At 43.9% G+C, this 21,233-nt stretch carries 13 protein-coding genes and 1 tRNA gene; 5 read left to right on the plus strand and 9 right to left on the minus strand.

Going from position 1 to position 21,233, the window contains the following annotated elements:
* Positions 1 to 424 precede the first annotated feature (424 nt).
* Both CYLST_RS16390 and CYLST_RS16395 read right to left on the minus strand, forming a co-directional pair.
* Positions 425 to 1,102 carry an N-acetylmannosamine-6-phosphate 2-epimerase gene (locus CYLST_RS16390; protein WP_015208845.1) on the minus strand — a complete coding sequence of 226 codons (678 nt, stop codon included), beginning with the start codon at positions 1,100 to 1,102 and terminating at the stop codon, positions 425 to 427.
* A complete protein-coding gene (locus CYLST_RS16395) occupies positions 1,095 to 3,047 on the minus strand; it encodes a GAF domain-containing sensor histidine kinase (RefSeq protein WP_015208846.1) in 1,953 nt (650 codons plus the stop codon). The genes CYLST_RS16390 and CYLST_RS16395 overlap by 8 nt, the downstream gene beginning before the upstream one ends.
* Positions 3,048 to 3,140: 93 nt before the next feature.
* Here CYLST_RS16395 and cobN point away from each other — a divergent pair, with 93 nt between their 5' ends.
* On the plus strand, positions 3,141 to 7,025 hold the full coding sequence (gene cobN / locus CYLST_RS16400) for a cobaltochelatase subunit CobN (protein WP_015208847.1): 3,885 nt from the start codon (positions 3,141 to 3,143) through the stop codon (positions 7,023 to 7,025).
* Between the two features lie 18 nt (positions 7,026 to 7,043).
* Positions 7,044 to 8,225 (plus strand): peptidoglycan-binding domain-containing protein, encoded by a 1,182-nt coding sequence (locus CYLST_RS16405; protein ID WP_015208848.1) that lies wholly within the window; start codon positions 7,044 to 7,046, stop codon positions 8,223 to 8,225.
* Positions 8,226 to 8,438: 213 nt separating this feature from the next.
* Here the strand turns inward: CYLST_RS16405 and CYLST_RS16410 are convergent, their stop codons facing one another.
* The 4 genes from CYLST_RS16410 to lipA form a co-directional block, all read right to left on the minus strand.
* Complete coding sequence (locus CYLST_RS16410; protein WP_015208849.1) at positions 8,439 to 8,894, minus strand: Fur family transcriptional regulator; 456 nt, start codon at positions 8,892 to 8,894, stop codon at positions 8,439 to 8,441.
* 465 nt (positions 8,895 to 9,359) lie between these two features.
* The gene (gene sigC, locus CYLST_RS16415; RefSeq protein WP_015208850.1) at positions 9,360 to 10,598 is read right to left on the minus strand and encodes an RNA polymerase sigma factor SigC; all 1,239 of its coding nucleotides are present in this window, start codon (positions 10,596 to 10,598) and stop codon (positions 9,360 to 9,362) included.
* Between the two features lie 484 nt (positions 10,599 to 11,082).
* The gene (locus tag CYLST_RS16420) at positions 11,083 to 12,126 is read right to left on the minus strand and encodes an NAD(P)H-dependent glycerol-3-phosphate dehydrogenase (protein WP_015208851.1); all 1,044 of its coding nucleotides are present in this window, start codon (positions 12,124 to 12,126) and stop codon (positions 11,083 to 11,085) included.
* A 62-nt stretch (positions 12,127 to 12,188) separates the two neighbouring features.
* Complete coding sequence (gene lipA / locus CYLST_RS16425) at positions 12,189 to 13,067, minus strand: lipoyl synthase (RefSeq protein WP_015208852.1); 879 nt, start codon at positions 13,065 to 13,067, stop codon at positions 12,189 to 12,191.
* Between the two features lie 102 nt (positions 13,068 to 13,169).
* Here lipA and CYLST_RS16430 point away from each other — a divergent pair.
* Positions 13,170 to 13,243: transfer RNA gene (locus CYLST_RS16430), tRNA-Pro, on the plus strand.
* Positions 13,244 to 13,739: 496 nt separating this feature from the next.
* On the opposite strand, the gene CYLST_RS16435 is transcribed toward CYLST_RS16430, so the two are convergent.
* Positions 13,740 to 13,943: a hypothetical protein gene (locus tag CYLST_RS16435; protein WP_015208853.1), complete on the minus strand. Its 204-nt coding sequence runs from the start codon at positions 13,941 to 13,943 to the stop codon at positions 13,740 to 13,742.
* A gap of 189 nt (positions 13,944 to 14,132) precedes the next feature.
* On the opposite strand from CYLST_RS16435, the gene CYLST_RS16440 reads away from it, so the two are divergent.
* Complete coding sequence (locus CYLST_RS16440) at positions 14,133 to 15,005, plus strand: S-methyl-5'-thioadenosine phosphorylase (RefSeq protein ID WP_015208854.1); 873 nt, start codon at positions 14,133 to 14,135, stop codon at positions 15,003 to 15,005.
* Positions 15,006 to 15,103: 98 nt separating this feature from the next.
* Here CYLST_RS16440 and CYLST_RS32330 read toward each other — a convergent pair whose 3' ends face one another.
* On the minus strand, positions 15,104 to 17,092 hold the full coding sequence (locus CYLST_RS32330) for a tetratricopeptide repeat protein (RefSeq protein WP_015208855.1): 1,989 nt from the start codon (positions 17,090 to 17,092) through the stop codon (positions 15,104 to 15,106).
* 439 nt (positions 17,093 to 17,531) lie between these two features.
* Here CYLST_RS32330 and CYLST_RS16450 point away from each other — a divergent pair, with 439 nt between their 5' ends.
* Positions 17,532 to 18,647 carry an acyltransferase family protein gene (locus CYLST_RS16450; RefSeq protein WP_015208856.1) on the plus strand — a complete coding sequence of 372 codons (1,116 nt, stop codon included), beginning with the start codon at positions 17,532 to 17,534 and terminating at the stop codon, positions 18,645 to 18,647.
* Positions 18,648 to 18,974: 327 nt separating this feature from the next.
* Here CYLST_RS16450 and CYLST_RS16455 read toward each other — a convergent pair whose 3' ends face one another.
* A complete protein-coding gene (locus CYLST_RS16455; RefSeq protein ID WP_015208857.1) occupies positions 18,975 to 21,164 on the minus strand; it encodes a caspase family protein in 2,190 nt (729 codons plus the stop codon).
* Positions 21,165 to 21,233: the final 69 nt, after the last annotated feature.

Raw genomic sequence — 21,233 nt, forward strand, 5'->3', positions numbered from 1 at the left:
AAAATGCTAAATATAGCAATCCTATTTTAGTTGTGAACAGCAGTATTTTTTTAACGTTCGCGCAGCGTGCCGGAGGCATTACCGCAGAGACGCAGAGAGCGCAGAGGAAGAGAAAAAAGAGATGTGATGCCTACGGCACGCTCCGCGAACACATCTAATTTAGGATTGCTATATGAGTGCTGGTTTTATTCATTGAAAATCTTAATCCGTGCGTTAGGGAACGCACACTACGGGTAGGATGCGTCCCCTGACGCATCAAAGCACCACAAGAATGATTTACAATTTGATTGATGAATCAGAATTCAATAGAGATTTACAGCCAATTACATCAAAATATGGGACAGAAAGGCGGGCAGGACTTGTACTGAGCTTGTCGAAGTATGCCCACCCCACAAGAGTTTAATTGCTAATATCTGTAATTTATTTAATTGCAAAGTGCTGTATATGCTTTAACCTGCAAATCAATTCCAGTAATTGCAGTTCCGACTACCACAGCATTAGCACCTAAATCTAAAGCTTGACGCGCCATTTGAGGTGAAGAGATACCACCTTCACAAATTACGAAAACGTCTAAATTTTCTACTATCTGCGTTAGAAGTTCCCAACCAGGGGGAGTAAGATGTTTAGTTGCAGAAGTGTAGCCAAAAAGAGTTGTTCCCACAATATCTGCGCCAGCATCTACAGCCGCTTTTGCCGATTCCATTGTATCTACATCTGCCATTACTGGTTTACCTAATTCTTGATGAATTCTGGCAATAATATCTGCCAATTTTTCATCACCAGGACGATTTCTCGTAGTTGCATCTATGGCAATAATATCTGCACCTGCAACAGATACAGCGACAGCATGATGAAATTGGGGGGTAATGTAGACATCAGAACCAGCTATTACTTGTTTCCATAACCCAATAATTGGGACTTGTACTTTTTCGCGCACGGCTTTGATGTGATTTGGCGTGTCAATTCTGACGCCAACTGCACCATTATTGACGGATGCTTTTGCCATTGCGGCAATTACTATAGATTCATACATTGGCGAATCTACAGGCGCTTGACAAGAGACAATTAGTCCTTGATTAAGGTTTTGAATTAAATTAGTCATTTGTGATTAATCTCATTGGCTGGGCGGGAATCCAGACTGTAAAAATTGAGCCAATGCCTACAGTGGATTCTACTTCGATTCGACCCCGATGGAGTCCCACAAGTTGTTTAGTTAAAGCTAAACCGAGTCCTGTGCCTTCGTAGCGGCGGCGATAGGGTGTATCGAGTTGCTGAAATTTTTCAAACAGTAGTGGTAGTTGTTCTTCGGGTATGCCAATACCGGTGTCTTCGATTTGAAAGATGGCGGTTTCGTCTTCCACCCAAAATCTTAAAATGACGCTGCCACCTTCTGGGGTGAATTTGATGGCGTTAGTTAACAAATTCCAGAGAATTCTTTCGACTCTGCCAACATCGGCGGTAAAGCGATCGCGTTTTGGGTCGATTTGCAAATCAAGTTTGACCGTTACTTGCTGACTCGCTGCCTTATCTGATAAGGATTCTACAGTTTTTTCTGCTATTTTCACTAAGGAAAATGCGGAAATATTTAAAACTGTCTTGCCAGCCTCTATTTGCGATGAGTCGAGGATGTCGTTAATTAATTGTAATAAATGTTCTCCACTGTCATGGATGGTTTGCAAATAATCTCGTTGTCTAGGACTCAACTCACCCAAAGGCCAGCGTAACAATGTGGAAGACATGCCGATGACGTAAGTTAAAGGCGTGAGCAATTCATGGCTGATGGTAGCTAGAAATTCATTTCTGAGGCGGCTAGCAGCTTCAGCGGCGAGTAGGGCATCCCGTAGGGCTGTGGTGCGCTCAATCACTCGTTGTTCCAGAGTTTGTTTTTCTTGAGTCAGAGATTGCATTAACTCTGCTTGATGAATGGCGATCGCTAATTGTTCCCCAATCGAGGTTAGCAAGTTTTTTTCGCTCTCACTCCACTCATGGGGTGCATCACACTGATGAGCAATCAACAGTCCCCAAAGTTTATCTTCAAATATAATCGGTGCTGCCAACTTTGCCCGGACTTGTTTTTCCCTTAAAAAATTCAACAAACACTCTTCTAGAGCATAAGTTTTTTCGACATCTTCTACAGCTAAGATAAAACCTTGGCGATACTTGTCCCAACATTGAGAGTTGCGCATCAGGCAATTTTTTTCCTGATAATTCAGCACTGAGGGAATAGTTTCTGTAGCCCGGGCTTCATGGACAATAAAACCGCCAAACTTTTGCCAATCATGCTTTGGGGTTTGAGAATTAACTGACACAGGGGGCGAGTATTGGCCGTTGAGTATTTTGTCTGGCGTCTTGACTTGAGCAGGCTCAAATTTATAAATTACTAATCTGTCTAGTTCCAAAAACTCGCGCACTTCCGTAATCGCTGTTGCCATTATTACTGATAAATCTGTGCTTTTACGTATCTGCGTTGTTACCTGATTCAACAGCCGTTCTTGGGCGATCTGTTTTTTCAGGGCATTTTCCACCGGCTGACAACTATAAATTTCCGGATTCGTTGAGATGGAAACTGCTGTCAAATCTTGATTTAGCTGGGGAAGGAGATATTCTAATAACAGCAGCGTAAACTTACTTTGGAGCGTGGCATCATTAGGAGCAAGAATTTGACGGTAGTATTCGAGGTTTTTATAGATGTAAGAATTATACCCAAACAAATCTCTCAAGTTCGCGACAAAAGAAGCGATCGCTTCGGCATTAAATGTCAAACGAGCAGTCAGTAACGAGTGCTGAGTCGATGAAGATAATTCTCCCCCTCTGCCGATATCCTCTATATTTCCCACCAACAGCGCATTAAACCGCTCAGAAACCACCAGTGTAAACCTTTGCCTCTGCCACTCCACAGGGATGCGAATTCGCGCCAGCACAGCTTCTGTCAGTACCAAAGTATTACTTCCTACTGCTTGAGCCATCTGCTGCAACAATTCCCCAAGCTGATTAAATACACTTAAAGGTAAGGTTCGAGAAAAGCTCAAATCTGGAGAACTAAGCATTTTCAAAAATCTGGTAAGAAGGGCTAAATCCTGGGTGAAAAGGTTTTTTTTGATTGTGTACTAACCAATAGTTTAAGGCGGAAATAGAGAATTATGCATCGAATTAGTGCCACATCTGGTGGATGGGATCAGTCATCCGGGTTAATTTTTTTAGAACAAACTCCAGCTCCTTTTGTGTTCATTACGGCTGCTGATACCGACATTCAAACCTTAGCAGCCACAGTCCCTAAATTACCTGCAACATTTCCGGCATTAAGAGTCGCCAACCTGCTGCAATTACAGCAGCAAATAAGTATAGATACTTACGGTGAACAAGTATTAGAACTTGCCCAGGTAATTATTCTGCGCTTATTAGGAGGACGTTCCTACTGGGCTTACGGCTTAGAAGTAGTGCAAGAAATTGTGCAACGGAATGGCACAACCCTCATTGTAATGCCAGGAGACGATGGTCTTGATCCCGACTTAATCTCTCACTCTACCGTGTCTTTAGGGATTGTTAACCAAGTATGCCAGTACTTTAGCCAAGGTGGTGTGGAAAATTTTGTTAACGCCCTCCAATTTGTCGCTGATACTTGCCTATTAACTACATTCAATCCCCCACCACCCCAAGCTGTTCCTCGTGTTGGGTTGTATGAAGCGGGACAAGGCAGACAAGGAGGAATTATTGAAGAAGTTTCTTCTTCATCGACGCCAATTACCAATTACCAATTACCAATTACCAATTACCGTTACCCTAAAGTGGGCATCTTGTTTTACCGTGCCCATTATCTGGCGGGAAACACTAAGGTAATTGATGCTCTGTGCGAAGCTTTGGTAAAAAGAAATTTACAACCTGTACCTGTGTTTGTTTCTTCGTTGCGGGAACCTGATATCAGCGCTGATTTGAGTGAGTTTTTCCAGCCGAAAGACTCTGAGCATATTGCCGTTTTGCTGAATACCACGAGTTTTTCTTTGGCGCGGTTAGAAACAGAATCACCCCAAATTGAATTGTGGGAAAACTTGGATGTCCCCGTGTTGCAGGTGATTCTCAGTGGCGGTGCTGTTGAGCAGTGGGAGTCTCAGTTTCAAGGGCTGACTCCCCGCGATATTGCGATGAATGTGGCTTTACCAGAAGTCGATGGACGAATTATTAGCCGCGCCGTGTCTTTTAAAACGGTGCAAACTCGCAATCCTGACTTAGAAACAGATGTGGTAGTTTATGAACCAGTTAGCGATCGCATTGAGTTTGTCGCCCAACTAGCGGCCAATTGGGCACGATTACGGGCTAAACCACCCCAAGAACGCCGTATATCTCTAATTTTGGCAAATTACCCCAACAGCAATGGCCGCCTCGCTAATGGTGTGGGTTTGGATACGCCAGCTAGTTGTGTGGAAATTCTCAAGGCTTTACAGTTGGCTGGGTATTATGTGGAAAATATCCCCGCTGATTCAGATGAGTTGATTCAGCGTCTCACCGCTGGTGTTACTAATGATCCTGAAGGTAGGGACTGGCGTCCAGTGCAGCAAAGTCTTTCGCTGGCTGAGTATCAGGAGTATTTTGCTGCTTTGCCGGCAGTCGTGCAGCAAGGGATTAGTGAGCGTTGGGGGTGGGATTTGGAAACGAACCGCCCAGACGCAGAGGAGAAGGCGTCTTTTCCGATTGCGGGAATTCAACTGGGTAATGTGTTTGTGGGCATTCAGCCGGCGAGAGGCTATGATGTTGACCCTAGCTTGAATTATCATGCGCCGGATTTGCAACCAACTCATGCTTATTTAGCGTTTTATTATTGGGTTAGGGAATCTTTTGGTACAGATGCGGTGGTTCATGTGGGGAAACATGGAAATTTAGAATGGCTCCCCGGTAAAAGTGTGGCTTTGTCTAGCAATTGTTATCCTGAAGTCGCTTTGGGAGCAATGCCTCACCTGTACCCGTTTATTGTCAATGATCCTGGTGAGGGTTCACAAGCAAAGCGTCGCGCCCAAGCGGTAATTATCGATCACCTCACGCCGCCGATGACTCGCGCTGAACTTTATGGTTCTTTGCAACAGTTAGAAAATTTAATTGATGAATATTACGAAGCTGAAAGTTTAGATCCTTCCCGTTTACCTGTAATTTGTTCGCGCATTCGGGAACTAGTCATTACAGAAAATCTCTACCGGGATTTGGGAATTCATAGTGAAAAAGACATTGGGGATTTAGAAGCTTTAATCTTGAATTCCATCGATGGTTATCTTTGCGAATTGAAAGAAGCCCAAATCCGTGATGGGTTACACATTTTCGGGCAATGTCCCCAAGGAAGGCAACTGCGAGATTTAATTATAGCGATCGCCCGCCTCCCCAACCGCCACTCCATCGGCATCACCCGCGCCATCGCCCAATATTGGAATTTAGACTTCGACCCCCTCACCGCCGATTTGTCAATGGACTGTAGGGGCGGGGAAACCCCGCCCTCTTCGCCCTCCGCAGCAGTAGTTGTCAATGGCAAAGACTGTCGCACCAATGGCGATGTTGTGGAAGTCCTAGAAGAACACGCCGCCCTCTTAGTTGAACAACTCATCACCCAAAACTCTTACGGGCACAGCAATGCTGTACTCCTACAGACTCACAGCCCACTAGGCAAGACACTTGACTGGATAAACGCCAAACTCCTGCCAGCGCTGCAACAAACCCAAGCAGAAATTACCAACCTGTTACACGGACTCAACGGCGGATATGTCCAGAGTGCCCCCGCCGGCGCACCCACACGCGGACGTCCAGAAGTTTTACCCACAGGGAGAAACTTTTATTCTGTGGATATTCGCGCTATTCCCACAGAAACTGCTTGGGATATCGGCAGAAAAGCCGCCGAAACCCTGATTGAAACCTACACCCAGGAACATGGTGAATATCCCAAAACACTAGGGTTATCATTATGGGGCACTGCCACCATGCGGACTGGCGGTGATGATATCGCCGAGGCATTGGCTTTACTTGGTACACAACCTGTTTGGGATGGTGCAGCACGGCGAGTAGTGGATTTTGAAATTTTACCTCTGGCGATTTTGGGGCGTCCTCGTGTCGATGTCACTTTGCGAATTTCTGGATTTTTCCGGGATGCTTTTCCTAACTTGATTGATTTATTCTCTCAAGCAGTAGCAGCAGTAGCGGCCTTGGATGAACCGCCAGAACAAAACCCCTTAGCCGCTACAGTTCGCCAAGAGATTGATTTGTGGACTACAGAGGGTTTAAGTTTAGAAGATGCGGAAATGCGATCGCAATACCGCGTTTTTGGTTCTCAACCCGGTGCTTATGGTGCTGGACTCCAAGGCTTAATCGCCTCGCAAAACTGGCAAGATGACCAAGATTTAGCCCAAGCGTACATCAATTGGAGTTGTTACGCCTACAGCAGCGCCAACTCTCAAGTTTCGGGGGGATTACAAGGAATTTCAGCCCCTGAAGCATTTGGACAACGCTTGGAACAAATGCAAATTGTCTTGCACAATCAAGACAACCGCGAACACGACTTACTCGATTCTGATGATTATTACCAATTTCAGGGTGGGTTAACAGCAGCAGTGCGTTCTCTCCAGGGAAAAAATCCCCAAACCTATTTTGGTGATAACTCCATTCCCGCCCAACCCCGTGTTCGCCAACTCAAAGAAGAAATCGCCCGGGTGTATCGTTCTCGCGTAGTTAATCCCAAGTGGATAGCCGGAGTGATGCGTCACGGTTATAAAGGTGCATTTGAAATGGCAGCCACGGTAGATTATTTATTTGCCTACGATGCCACAGCTAACTGTGTAGAAGACCATATGTATCAGGGAATAGTGCAAACATACTTACTAGATCCAGTCGTCTCCGAATTCATTCAGGAAAAAAACCCGTGGGCGTTGCGTGATATTGCTGAAAGATTGCTCGAAGCACATCAGCGCAATTTATGGGAGGATGTAAGTACACAGACACTGGAAAACTTGCGAAACCTAGTACATCAAGCTGAAGCAGCGATCGAAGAAAAATAACTGGTGTAGGAAACGAATATGGAAAACCTTGCGTATTTGCACCTAGCTTTTGCCTATGAAGACAGCGAATCTAGCGAATTAATTTCCCTGAGCGCTTTGTTCAACACAGCAGCAGCGCCAGACTGGAAACGGCTGTCTAGCAGAGCTTGGAAGTATATGCTCCCCCTAGCTCTCACTTTGTCTGTTCTCGGCGCTGTTAGCAGTGCTTTAGCCCTAGAACGAGGCGATCAAGGCCCTTCAGTCAGAAATTTGCAACAAAAGTTAAAAAGTGCAGGCTTTTATCAAGCTCCCGTAACCCAAGTATATGACTTTTCCACAGAAGATGCTGTGCGACGCTTTCAAAAAGCCGCTGGCTTACCCGTTGACGGCATAGTCCAAACAACCACTCTCCAAAAATTAGACAATTGGCGGACAACTCCTACGACTACACCAGCCAAAAAAACCAGTACGGCGAGTCCACAAATTAACAAAACCAGTACGGCGACTACACCAGCCAAAAAAGCCAGTACCGTGAGTACACAAACTAACAAAATCAGTACTGCTAATTCATCAACCAGAAACCGCCGCAATTCCAACTTTCTGACTAAAGGCGATGAAGGTGAAAATATCAGGGTTCTGCAAGAACGCTTACGAATTGCCGGCTTTTATTACGGGAACGCCACCGGGATATTTGGCCCAATTACCGAAGAAGCTGTCAAGCGGTTCCAAACGGCTTATAAATTAGACCCTGATGGTGTAGTTGGCCCAGCCACATTAAACAAATTACCGCCACTTGGCGTAGGTAATGGCGAAAATGCACCCAAAAAGGCGGTTAATCGCGAAAAACTCCGCCTTGGCGATCGCGGTGAAGCAGTGAGAGTTCTTCAAGAGCATTTAATCAAGGCAGGATATCTAGAGGGACAGCCCAATGGCTATTATGGCCCCTATACCGCAGATGCTGTGAGTCGCTTTCAGGCAGCTAATTACCTAGAGACAAATGGCGTAGCTGGGCCAACGACAAGAGGGAAGTTATATAGCCTAGTTAAGACTACTCCCAAAAGTGAGTTTAATACCCTGGAAATCCAAAGACGACTACAAGAGCGGGGTTTCTATAAAGGCCCCCTCAATGGCATGATGGCAGATGACACCAAAAAAGCAATTAAGCAAGCCCAAGAATTTTACGGCATCAGTCTCGGTGATATCAGAAGCGGCAGCTATTAACGTAACCTCCGCTTAGGCATTGCAGTGTGATTCCCCAACTGATGGCCATTTGCTCAGAATAACAGTGGTTGTACCAATTTGAGAAATCAGCGCGACCGTTAAATCTTACAAAAGCTGATCCACTAGCTAGAGTCAGAATCCAAAATCTCAAATCGTTTGACTGAGCGCTGACGACGAAGTCTAAAATCCAAATTGTACTATCCCACTCAAGTGCTAAAGCGGCATCAACGCTCTTTGGCACTTGGGACAAACTGCATGGATTGTCAGTTGACAGTCAAGCAGGTGAAAACCCTCCCTTTGGGCTGTTTTCGCCCCAATCTTTAAAATTGAGTCGTTTTTGAACTCGATGGTACTGTTGCACTTAACACAGATTAGGTGATGGTGGTGATGGGGGTAGGGCTGGTTAATTTCATAATGTTTATGTCCCTCTCCCAGTTCTAGTTCCCGCAAAATCCCCATCCTAGCCATCAACTTCAAAGTCCGATAGATAGTCGACAGACTGATGCCTTCACCGTCAGTTTCTAGACGATGATAGAGATCCTCTGCGCTCAGATGTTCACCTTGCGGAAGTTCTTGAAAAATGTGTAAAATTGTTTCACGCTGGGGAGTCAAACGCCAGCCTCGTTCGTTTAGTTCTGCCTTGAGTGAACCAGTTGTGTAGACAGTCATACTAAATTTTCTCAACAAAGCCTGTTAGTTGAGAATATAGCAAATGTTTCCAGCAATTTGCAACAATTGCAGCTTATTGAGAACATTTACTAAATGCTCAAGAAAAATTTATCAAATCTTGATGAGAAATCACCTAACACATGATCCCCACAGGCAAAAGATCCTGACAACAAAGTTAGGGACAGTCAGATCCCAATTAAATGCAAATATTTGGCTATAAGCTAGAGAAATATTTTGGCAGTGGAGATAAAGTTAATCGGCTCAACACTCCATAATCTAGATTTTGTTAAACTTGAATATTCACCGTGCTGATTTTAGATTTGGGATTTGGGTTTTCTAGAAAAATCCAGGCATTTAAATAATCGGTTTATTCCCCCCAAATTAATGCGGGTAGACTAACCAAATAATTTTATTGTTTTTAGCCCCTTGATTTATCTGTGGAATCAAAAATCTAAAATTTGCTGACTAACTTAAGGATTCTAAGTAGTCACGGATGAGGTTACGTCGCTTGGGTTGGCGCAGCTTTTGCAGAGCTTTTGATTCAATTTGTCGTACTCGTTCCCGCGATAAGTCGAGAGCACGTCCAATTTCTGCTAACGAGTAAGGATGACCATCTGACAAACCAAACCGCATGAGAATTACATCGCGTTCACGGCTAGTTAAATCATCCAAAAGATTGTGCAAGTCTCTTTGTAAAGATTCTCGCATTAACATTTCTTCTGGTGTCACACAGTCGGTTTCGAGTAATTCCCCTAACTCTGTATCTTTATCCTTTCCTACCTTAGTTTCTAGAGAAACAGAACGAGGCACCCTTAACAAAACTTCCCGTACTTGAGCAGGTGTCATTTCTAACTCAATTGCCAGGTCTTCTAAGGTGGGAGTGCGACCCTTTTCTTGAGCAATTTTGCGTTGGGCTTTTTTGATTTTGTTCAGTTTTTCTGTAATGTGAACAGGCAGGCGGATCGTGCGGCTTGAAGTAGCGATCGCTCTTGTAATTCCCTGACGAATCCACCAATAGGCATAGGTACTAAAGCGATAACCTTTGGTGGGGTCAAATTTTTCCACCGCTCGTTCTAAACCTAGGGTACCTTCTTGGACTAAATCTAACAGTTCCAAACCACGATTTTGATATTTCTTGGCTACAGAAACTACTAGGCGAAGATTAGCCTTGATCATGTGTTCTTTAGCTTGGAGTCCTTGGGATTGAACTTGATCCAGTTCTTCCACTGTCAGCTTGGCAGTTTCTGCCCAGCGACGCTTGCCATTTGCTAAAGTTGGTTTGAGATCCGGTAATTCTATACCAGCAGTGGTAGCCCATCTTTCCAAGGACGGGCGATGTCCGAGTTCAGAAGACAAACGTTCCTGAACTTCTATTAACCGGAGATAGGGCACAATCACTTCATCTCCTTGCTTGGCGGCGTTTGCAAGCACTGTCCGCATCCGCAAGTAGCGCTGAACTTTTTGAGCTTCGGAAACCTCTTCATCCCGCCCTAACAAGCGAACTCGACCGATTTCCTGAAGATATAGGCGCACTAAGTCTGTACTACGACGGTTAGTGTTAGCAGGGTCAACAGAAGCCATCTCTAGTTCATGTAAATCATCTACCGACAATTCACCCTCATCAACCGAAAGATCATGGTCTAAGTTCCGACGGGACTTTGGGGTACCGAAGGCGGCATCTGCGTAAAAAGAAGTTGCTGGCATAACGTCTCAATGGCTCCAGGTAACAATAGATTACGGTCAGCTAAAATAACGGTCAGCTAATCAACTGTTGCTATTGTTCCCGTGATTTTAGGTTTAATAACACGGTTGAGAATTCTAATACAGTTTCTTAATGAATTCTGTACCGATTTTTTCGGATACATTATTACCGAATGCTATCGGCTGCTGTATCTTTTTGATTGAACCAATAGCTATTCAAATCCACAGCTAGGCTTTAAATTAAGAATTACCTAATCAACATTTCAATCTGTTACTTTTGTAACGGAGTATAAACATATTCTAGTGAATATGATGATTATAAACTACATAGTCATATCTACACGGGTAGGTCTGTGATTTCCTGATGATTTAGCAATTTTTTCCTCAGGATTATTTGGTAATAAGTAGTGGTAGTACTTATTGGCAGGCTGTTAGTAGTTTCGCCTAAAATGCTATCAGTGAACTCTTGTTTAACTATTAGCCAAAGTTAATCGTTATACTCAGGCTTCATGTCTCGCAACATTAATTCATCAAGGGCTTGTCGGGGTGTGACTTCGCCCTGAAGTAACCGATAAACTTGCTCGGTAATCGGGATAACGATATTTTTCTGCTGGGCTATTTGCACCAATACTTGACAAGTGTTCACTCCCTCAGCGGTTCCTGATAAATTGGCGAGAATTTCTGTAAGTGTCTGGCCACTAGCTAGCTGGTAGCCAACTTGATAATTACGACTTAAGGGACTGTTACAGGTGGCTAGTAAATCACCTAGACCGGATAAACCATAGAATGTTCCTGTTTTTGCACCCCAAATATTGCCGATGCGAACCATTTCTGTGAGTCCACGAGTAACTAAAGCAGCTTTGGCGTTAGTTCCTAGGTGTAAGCCGTCACAGACACCAGATGCGATCGCAATTACATTTTTGAGAGTTCCCCCCAGTTCTACTCCCAAGCGGTCGGGATTAGTATATACCCGAAAACGATGAGAAGAAAATACCAGTTGTACCAGTTCAGCAGCAGCAGTGACATCACTGGCTACTACCGTTGCCGCTGGCAATTTTAGTTCAATCTCTTGAGATAAATTGGGCCCAGATAGAACGACGACTGCATGATCAGGGAATGCTGTTTGCCAAACTTGCGACGGTGTGCAAGTGGTTTGAGGATCTAGACCTTTTGTCGCCGTGACAAAAATTGTCTCTGGAGAAATGGGCGCATACTTGATTTGCTCCACTACATCCGCTACACCTTTCATTGAAATAGCAGACAGGATTATATCAGCATCTTCTAAGATTGTTTCTAGAGGTTGTGACCCCCGACGCGACCACAGTCCCACCCGATGACCGTTTGCTGCTGCCAAATTTGCTAAGGCTGTACCCCAAGCACCAGCACCAAGAATTGCTACTGATTTGGGATTTGGCGGCAAGTTTTGCCCGTCGCTGGCGGTTTTTTCCTCCGTTGTGCAAAGGAGCGTGTCTGAAGGGTGGGCCTCCGAAGCAAACCTTGCCTGACGGATTTTGGATTTTGGATTAGTCATTAGTCAAGAGTCAAAAGTCTTCCTATCACCCCACACTTGCTTACAAATCTAAAATCTAAAATCTAAAATTGGCTGCGGGGGTTATGTTCCATTAATTCCCTCACTTGTTCAGCATGATATGAACTTCTGGTTAAGGGTGAGGAAACAAGTTGCAAAAATCCCAGTTCTTCACCGTATGCCTTCCAGGCGGCAAATTGCTCTGGGGTGATAAATTCATTGACTTGTAAGTGTTTTTGACTGGGTTGGAGGTATTGTCCAATTGTCAGAATATCGCAATCGACTGCGCGGAGGTCTTGCATAACTTGGCGGATTTCGGCATCAGTTTCACCGAGTCCGACCATGATACCGGATTTAGTGTATACCTTAGGGGCAATTTGGCGCGATCGCTGCAATAATTCTTTTGTGCGATCGTAATTCCCTTGGGGACGCACCCGGCGATACAAGCGGGGAACGGTTTCTGTGTTGTGGTTGAGTACTTCTGGCGCAGCTTGAAGAATTATCTCTAGAGCCTCCCAATTACCGCACAAGTCAGGAATCAGCACTTCAATTGTGGTGTGGGGTGAAACGCTACGGACTGCGGCTATACACTCGACGAACTGAGATGCACCCCCGTCGAGTAAGTCATCCCGATTTACAGAAGTGATCACAACGTGATTGAGTCGCATTCGGCGAACTGCTTCCGCCAGTCGTGCAGGTTCGGTGGGGTCTAGTGGTTTGGGTTTTTTCTCAAAGTCAATATCGCAGTAAGGACAAGCGCGTGTGCAAGCTGGGCCCATTATCAAAAATGTGGCAGTTCCAGCCTGGAAGCACTCACCAATATTCGGACAAGATGCTTCTTCGCAAACCGTATTCAGGGCTAAATCCCGCAAAATTTCTTTAACGTTACCAACTCGCTCCCATTGAGGGGCTTTTACCCGCAACCAGTCTGGTTTTACAGTCACAATCCACTTTCACTACTCAAGTTATATAAATCTCATGATAGATAAATTTTTGTTTTTTAGCACTGGTTGTGATATGCTAGGATCAAATTGCCATTTTTACGGCGGGATGTGGCGCAGCTTGGTAGCGCACTTCGTTCGGGACGAAGGGGCCGCTGGTTCGAATCCAGTCATCCCGATTTATTGTTGTACTTTTGCAAATTAAAGGTCGCAATTCGCAAATTAACGTCGTTATTCGCAAATTAGTGTCGCTCTGGCAGTTTTTAAAGTGTTAAACAAGTCATCACTGGTTCAATAATCAAAAACGCCGGAAACATTTATCTGGCAGTGGTTTCAGCGTTTAGTGCTTTAACGACAATTAATTTGTTTATCGACAACAGGAAATTAAACCTCACCCTCGTTCTGCTACGCAAAACATATGCCTCTCCAACGCATAGAGAGGGATGTCTATCAAGACAGGGTGAGGTTTTTCAGACTGTTGGGAACCAGATAACTTGTGTGTACGCGGTAGCCTAAAAAAGGGGGTAAAAACTTTTAAAAGTCCCCCGGAAGGGGGATTTAGGGGGATCTACGCGTGTTTGATTTATCAAAAATAACTTTTAAAACATCCTCTTAGAGTAGCTCAATAGTAATGCAATATAATTTGTAGAAAAATAGTAAAAATTCAGGGTAGAGTTAATCAACTACCTTGATTAATCCTCTCTGCAAAGCATCAAATACTCGCCCAATTTGCTGCTGGTCGTTTTCGTTTAAGCCTTTTTTAGACATTAGTGCTGACATCAGTAGCTGCTGATCTCGACGCGTAATTCTGCGGATAGCAAATATGCGCTCTAAGACTATCTCCATTAGCATTTGGTTTGAGGTTCCGGCAGATCGCATATTCTTTACCAAGGATTTGTGTGTTTTCTACGATTATTCCATATTATCTTAACAATATTTAACAAATCTTGGACAGGCTGGATCTACGGAACGATGAAAAATCGCTAATTGCTACCTTTTTATCGCTCCCACTAAGGAAGGTTTCCGGTAAAATAACTTGGCAGCCCAGCAAAAAACAGGTTCAGCATCATGGCTAATGCTCGTATTGGGATTATTGGTGGCAGCGGTTTATACAAAATGGACGCGCTCAAAGATGTAGAAGAGGTGCAAGTCCAGACACCGTTTGGTTCTCCATCTGATGCTTTGATTTTGGGGACACTGGATGGAACCAAAGTTGCTTTTTTAGCGCGTCATGGGCGCAATCATACGCTTTTACCTTCTGAGTTGCCGTTTCGCGCCAATATCTATGCGATGAAGCAACTGGGTGTGGAGTATTTAATTTCTGCGAGTGCGGTTGGTTCTTTGAAGGAAGAAGCTAAACCCCTTGATTTGGTGGTGCCAGATCAGTTTATTGACAGGACAAAAAACCGGGTTTCGACGTTTTTTGGTGATGGAATTGTGGCGCACATTGCTTTTGGTGAGCCGATTTGTCAAAGTTTGGCCTTGGTGTTGGGGGATGCGATCGCATCTTTGAATTTACCAGATGTAACTCTGCATCGTGGTGGTACCTATGTATGCATGGAAGGGCCTGCTTTTTCGACTAAGGCAGAATCCAATCTTTACCGCAGTTGGGGGGCGACAATTATCGGGATGACGAATGTACCAGAGGCAAAGTTGGCTAGGGAAGCGGAAATCGCTTATGCAACTTTAGCGCTGGTGACAGACTACGATTGTTGGCATCCAGATCACGATAGTGTGACGGTGGAAATGGTGATTGGTAATTTACAGCGGAATGCGGTAAACGCTCAAAAGGTGATTCAAGAAACGGTGCGGCGTTTGACTGAAAATCCGCCCGTTAGCGACGCACATTCGGCTTTGAAGTATGCGATTTTGACAAATTTGGCAAAAGCGCCGGCGGAGACTAAGGATAAGTTGGGGTTGTTGTTGCAGAAGTATTTGTGAAAAAATGCCCTCTGGCGGAAAAGAATGTAGAGACGTTGCATGCAACGTCTCTACAAAGGTTCTGGATAACGCATATTTAAACAATTTCAAAAATAAATTTATTCTTCTATCAATTGTTTAAATTGCTCGTTTTGTCGAATGGCGTCGAAGTCTGAGTCTGTTTTTGCTGTTTTTTTGTATTGGGGGTTAAGTTTAATCGCTTGTTGTAAGTTTTCTAGGGCTGGTTCTAGGTTTTGAACTAATGCACAGTAGCAAGCTTTGTTGTACCAAGCTTGTTGTAGTTCGGGTTTGATTTCTACGGCTTTGTCGTAGGATGCGATCGCATTTTCATATCTTCCTAATTTCCCCAGGGCTAAACCTCGGTTGTACCAAGTTTGGTAATCGTCGGGTTTGAGGTTGACAACTTTGTCGAAATAAGCGATCGCTTCTTCGTTTTTGCCTAGGTTAACTAATGCTATACCCCAGTTGTACCAAGCTTCGTAGTCGTTGGGTTTGATTTTTAGCAGTTCATGGTACGATGCGATCTCGTCTTCATATCTTCCTATGTTCCCTAGGGCTAAACCTCGGTTGTACCAAGCTTCGTGATCATCGGGTTTGATTTTTAGCACTTGTTCGTAAGATGCGATCGCATCTCGATACATTCCTAAGTTGTCCAGCGCTAAACCTCGGTTGTACCAAGCTTCGTGGTAGTCGGGTTTGATTTTAATGACTTCGTCGAAGGATGCGATCGCATTTTCATTTCTTTCTAAGTTCCCCAACATCACACCCCGCTTAAACCAAGCCTCACAGTAATCGGGTTTGATTCTAATGACTTCCTTGAAGGATGCGATCGCATCTTGATATCGTCCTAACTCCCCTAACGCCAAACCTCGGTTGTACCAAGCTTCGTAGTAATCGGGTTTGATTTCTAAGGCTTTGTCGTAGGATGCGATCGCTTCTTCATATTGTCCTAATTTCCCCAGCGTCACGCCCCGATTGTTCCAAGCTTGGTGAAAGTCGGGTTTGATTTCTAAGGCTTTGTCATAGGATGCGATCGCTTTTTCATCTTGTCCTAACTGAACCAGTGCATTACCTAGGTTGTACCAAGCTTCGTGAAAATCGGGTTTGATTTCAATAGCTTTGTCGTAAGATGTGATCGCTTCTTCATTTCGTCCTAAGTTCCCAAGCACTGCGCCCCGATTGTTCCAAGCTTCGTGAAAGTCGGGTTTGATTTCCAAGGCTTTATCAAAGGATGCGATCGCTTCTTCGTGTCGTCCTAAGTTCCCCAGTGCTACACCTCGGTTACTCCAAGCTTTGTGCATATCGGGTTTGAGTTCAATGGCTTTGTCACAAGATGCGATCGCTTCTTCATAGCGCTCTTCAAAGAAAAGAGCATCCGCTTGTTTTACGTAATCATCAGCAGTAAAAAATAGTTGAGGATTAGCAGACTTTAAGTTTTCAAGCTGTGCTGTAAGTTCTTGTATTTTCTGCTGTATTTCCGGTTCAACAGAAACCGGTGTTAATGAAGGTTGAGGTACAATCAGAGAAAGTTCTTGCAAAACTCGCTCCTTTTCTTTTTGCGCCTCAGATACAATATCTTGCATTTGAGATGCAGTATTACCTTTAATAACATCAATTTCTTGCGCCGCAGTGTCTATCTGTAGTTTTAGCTTTTCAGATACAGTTTGAGCCTCAGAAATAATCTTTTTTAATTGTTCTTCAGCTTCAGATTTTGCTTTTAATATTTCTTTTTCCAAAGGTTCTTTGGTTTCAGTCACTAACTGACCAATTACACTACGACGCAGAAGCCAAACAATAAAAGCTGTCCCAATAGGAAATATAGTCAGCACAACTAGCAAAATATTCAGCATAGTTGTGTTGAAACCAAAAGCGCGGTCAACTTCTACTTGAACTCTATCGCGAATCTCTTTTTCTTGCTGGAGTTTTTCCAGTTCCTTTTGCTGCTGAGTCGAAGTTGCTGCAATCGGTACAAGCTGGGGTGAGACGGTTGACTTTGGTGTATTAGTTGGCTTGGGTTGGGCTGTTGCAGCACTGGCAGATAATAGGACAATTGAAACCGCTAACCCAAGCCGATTATTGATCTTCATGCAATTCTGCTAAGTGTAAACTCAGGAACTTTAGTAATGTATATAACTAATATACTGTCTTCCTCAGCATTGTGATCAAAACAGGCTGAGTGCTATATTTGACCGATTCAGAGGATAATCGAGTAACTGTGAATATCTGTGTATTTAGAGGATGTTTGTAAAGTCCAAAAATATCCTAGAAACCCCTCTCCAAACCTCTTTTCCCCCCTCAGATTCCTGAGTCCCCTATGAGGGAATAAGGTTTCAAAGCCTCTCCCCTTGCAGGGGAGAGGTTTGGAGAGAGGTCTTTCAGTAAACTTGATGACTTTCCAAACATCCTCTAAGGGAAGGGGGCTAGGGGGTTAGGTTCCGAGGGCTTTTATGTTTAATGCAATACTTTTAAAAAATCCTCTGATCATCCCTTAAAAAAAGCAAATAGTTAACTTTTTTGGTGGAAACTATGACAAATAAAGTAGAAAAAATCTCAGACGCACAGAGGGATATTAGATTTGATATTTTGAAAACCATTGGGCTACTCTGCATTATTTTTGCCCATGTCGGCCCAGAAAATAATATTTTATTTCACATCAGACGGTTTGATGTTCCGCTGATGGTGATTGTGTCAGGAACACTTTATTATTATTCATCTGCACAGAAACAAATATCTTTTTGGAGTTATTTACAAAAAAGGTTACCGCGTTTAATTGCTCCAGTATGGTTGTTTCTAGCTTTTTTCTTTATTTCGGCTTACGGCATATTTGCATTGCTGTCTCAACCATACCCATTTTCACAGCAGAAGATATTTGATACATTTCTGTTATTAAACGGTATTGGTTATGTCTGGATAATTCGTGTATTTACTCTAGTTGCTCTTTTTGCAAGTTTACTGCTGAGTTTATACAGATTTTCTAAATCAGAATCTAGGTTTCTGGCTTTGCTATCTTTGATCTATCTAGGTTACGAATTATTATTTAATTTAACACAACGTTTTAATTTACCCAGTCGAATACTTTCAAGTTTGGTCAAAGATTATTTATTTTACCTTATGCCTTATGGTTGTCTATTTGGCTTGGGGATGACTTTATCAAAACTTAGAGGAAGAAAGATATTATTTATTTTCGGGATTTTCTTGACTATATTTTTGCTGTTAGCTGGCTATTTTTACTATCGTCAGGGGCATTTTGTCTCTACTCAGGTTTTTAAATATCCACCAAGAATATATTTTATTTCCTATGGCGTTTTTATGTCTTTGCTAAGTTTCTTTGTGGTGGATAAATTTTCGCTTAAATATAATTTATCAGCTAAGAATAATGCCTTAATCACGGGAATTACTTTTATAAGTGCATCTTCGTTATGGATATATTTATGGCATATATTCTTTGTATATTACTGGCAAACTTTGGTTATGGAGCATTTACCTAAATTTAGGGGTAGCTTTGTTATAGATTTTCTAGTAGTTACATTGGGGGCTATCTCAGTAACGTATTTACAGAAAAAAGTCATTTCTGGAGTAGTTAAGAAAACTAGATTTGGTCAGAATAATTCTTATTTACTTTCTATTTTGTTTTTGAAGTGAATCAAACAATCCCTCCCTGCTGTTTCGTGGCTACTGTGTACACACAGTTATTTTTTGATGGAATTTATTGTTTATAAAACAGAGGAAAAAACCTCACCCTGGTTCTGCTACGCATAACCTGTCCCTCTCCTTGGTAAGGAGAGGGAGGTAAAGCAGAGTTTGATTAAACGATTTGAAAGCTAAAGTCGAGACTTGCCCAATGATTCACATCCAAAATATAAGAATCAGTTGCGGTGCCGTTTGTCTCAGCTTTGAATGCACTGGGGTTCTGCTACGCATAACCTGTCCCTCTCCTTGGTAAGGAGAGGGAGGTAAAGCAGAGTTTGATTAAACGATTTGAAAGCTAAAGTCGAGACTTGCCCAATGATTCACATCCAAAATATAAGAATCGGCTACGGTGCCGTTTGTCTCGGCTTTGAATGCACTGGCGTTATGCAAATCTTGCAGCAAGGCTTGGGCAACTTCTAAGGGGTTGACTAATGCGGCAATGGGCTTATGAACTCCTGTGGAATAGTTAGCAGATTCCAAAGCGACAAGGGTTTCGCTAAAGGGGGCGGTGCTAAAGATCAGTAAATGTTGGCAATCATAAGCTAAACCCGGAATTGCCCATTCAGACACAGCCGCAATTTCTGGTAATGAGAGGGTTTCCCCTGGGGCGATGACTACATCTTCAAGTTGGGGTTTGGTTTCGGCAATGTTGGGTTCGTGGTGGACTTGCCAAGGGTAAAAGGCGATCGCAATACTACTGCTATTTAATCCCAGCAGCATGAAATATACAGGGCGATCGCTCAAATTTTGCACCCGGTACTGCATGCGACTACCGACTGGTACTGTGGGTATAGCTGCTAGTGGTGTGCTGAGTGATTTGCTGTTCGCAGTTTTAGGGCTGCGAGTTCGCACAGTTTCCCGTTGCATCACTACGCGAGGCGAGATGCCGTTCATCATCTCTAGGGTTCCCTTGACAGGCAAGCGGGAAGAACCTTCATTATCTGTGAGTTCCCATAACTTTGCTGCTAGCAGGTTTGGTAATTTTGGTGCTAACCGCTGCACTGCCACTTTCACTGCTTCCCCAATTTCCCCAGATGTATTGGGAATTAGCTCACCACCTAGAGAAAATAGCGCATAGCGCGTGTGAGTTTTGATCAATTTGCCAAACACATAATCAGCTGGTTGTTCTCCTGCGACTACAGTTGATACACGGGCAAATGTGGCAAAGGCGCTGGTGGCGTCTACCCGCTCAATTCTTTCTAGTCTAGTATCTAGGGCAACTGTTAAGCCAATATTTCGCGGTAAAACCCGCACTGCTTCCTGGACGAGTTGCCCGACTTGTGGGAGGGTGGAATTTTCCAGGCTGGCAATTTGGGCTTTGACTGTTAATCCGCTACGCGATGGCGAAACGCCCACTTTCAGCGATGGGCTACGCCCTGCCAAAAGCGATCGCAATACTAACTGTTCTCCCGTAACTAAAGTTAGTCGGGAATTCACACCGTAGTATTCCAAAACTTGCGGTGGTAATCCTGCTAGCCATAGGTAAACAGTTTTACCATCGTCTTCGGTAGCTATGACTACGCCTTCTGCCCCAGTGCGGTCGAGGAGTAAATCATCGACAATTAAAGCACCTTGGGGATTTTTTTGCTCACTCAATAAAGCTGGTTGCTGATTGCTACCCAGCTTAGACATAGTACTCCCCACATGGGAGAGGATGACTTGAGTAGTCGCGGCTGGGGCGGTTTCCCACAGATATTGCGTCAAGGCGTAGGTAAATAACCCGGCACTCAAACCAGACAATAAGAACTCTTGGGCCACCTGATTCTCTTCTGATGTCGCTGACAACACTACAGGATTGTTCAGTGTTGTGTTTTGCGCTTTCAGTTGTTGGAGAAAGTCAAGTTCTGCGTCTGCTAGCCTGACTTCTAGCGATTGTGGGCGGGCGCGAATTCCCATCCCTGTGGGCTGTAATATGCTAGGGGCATAGTAACTGGTGTCCAAGACAGCTGTAACTCGGTCGGTGGGAAGCGATCGCAACAATCGCCAAAGAGTTTCTTCTAATAAATAGTTGGCTATTTGATCATTTTGTGAATTTTGATTTTCATCAACCGGCACGAGAGCATTTTGCATCGTGTCTGGCAAAGTTCCCAATTTGACGCGGGTACCGTAGCCGCTAAAGTGAAAAGCGACCACATCACCGGGTTTAGCTTTTTTACCGAGGTGATCTAAAATAGCCGCCTCAATGAATTCTCTGCTAGCTTGTTCCTCAGTTAACGTGAGAATATCTGCGGCTAGGAAGCCAAAGCGATTAATCAAAAGTTCTTTTTGCAATTCCACATCAGTCAAACAACCACGAAGGGCTGGACTTTGTGGGTATTGATTGATGCCCACTAATAAGGCCAACTTCCGTGGGCTGGGTTGTGCTAAAGCTTGGTAATAGCGATTTCCTAAAGTCAACCACTCAGCCTCAGTCACCCCCAACACCGCCAGAACGCAGCCCATCCGTTGTAAAAGCGTCCGCCGTTTCATAAATTAGCTATGAATCCTCAGCCCTGCTGCTAACAGCTTAAAGGGCGGAAGTCTGTAATGTAAAGTTAC

Origin of the sequence: Cylindrospermum stagnale PCC 7417 (genome assembly GCF_000317535.1) — a bacterium.
Taxonomy (GTDB): domain Bacteria; phylum Cyanobacteriota; class Cyanobacteriia; order Cyanobacteriales; family Nostocaceae; genus Cylindrospermum; species Cylindrospermum stagnale.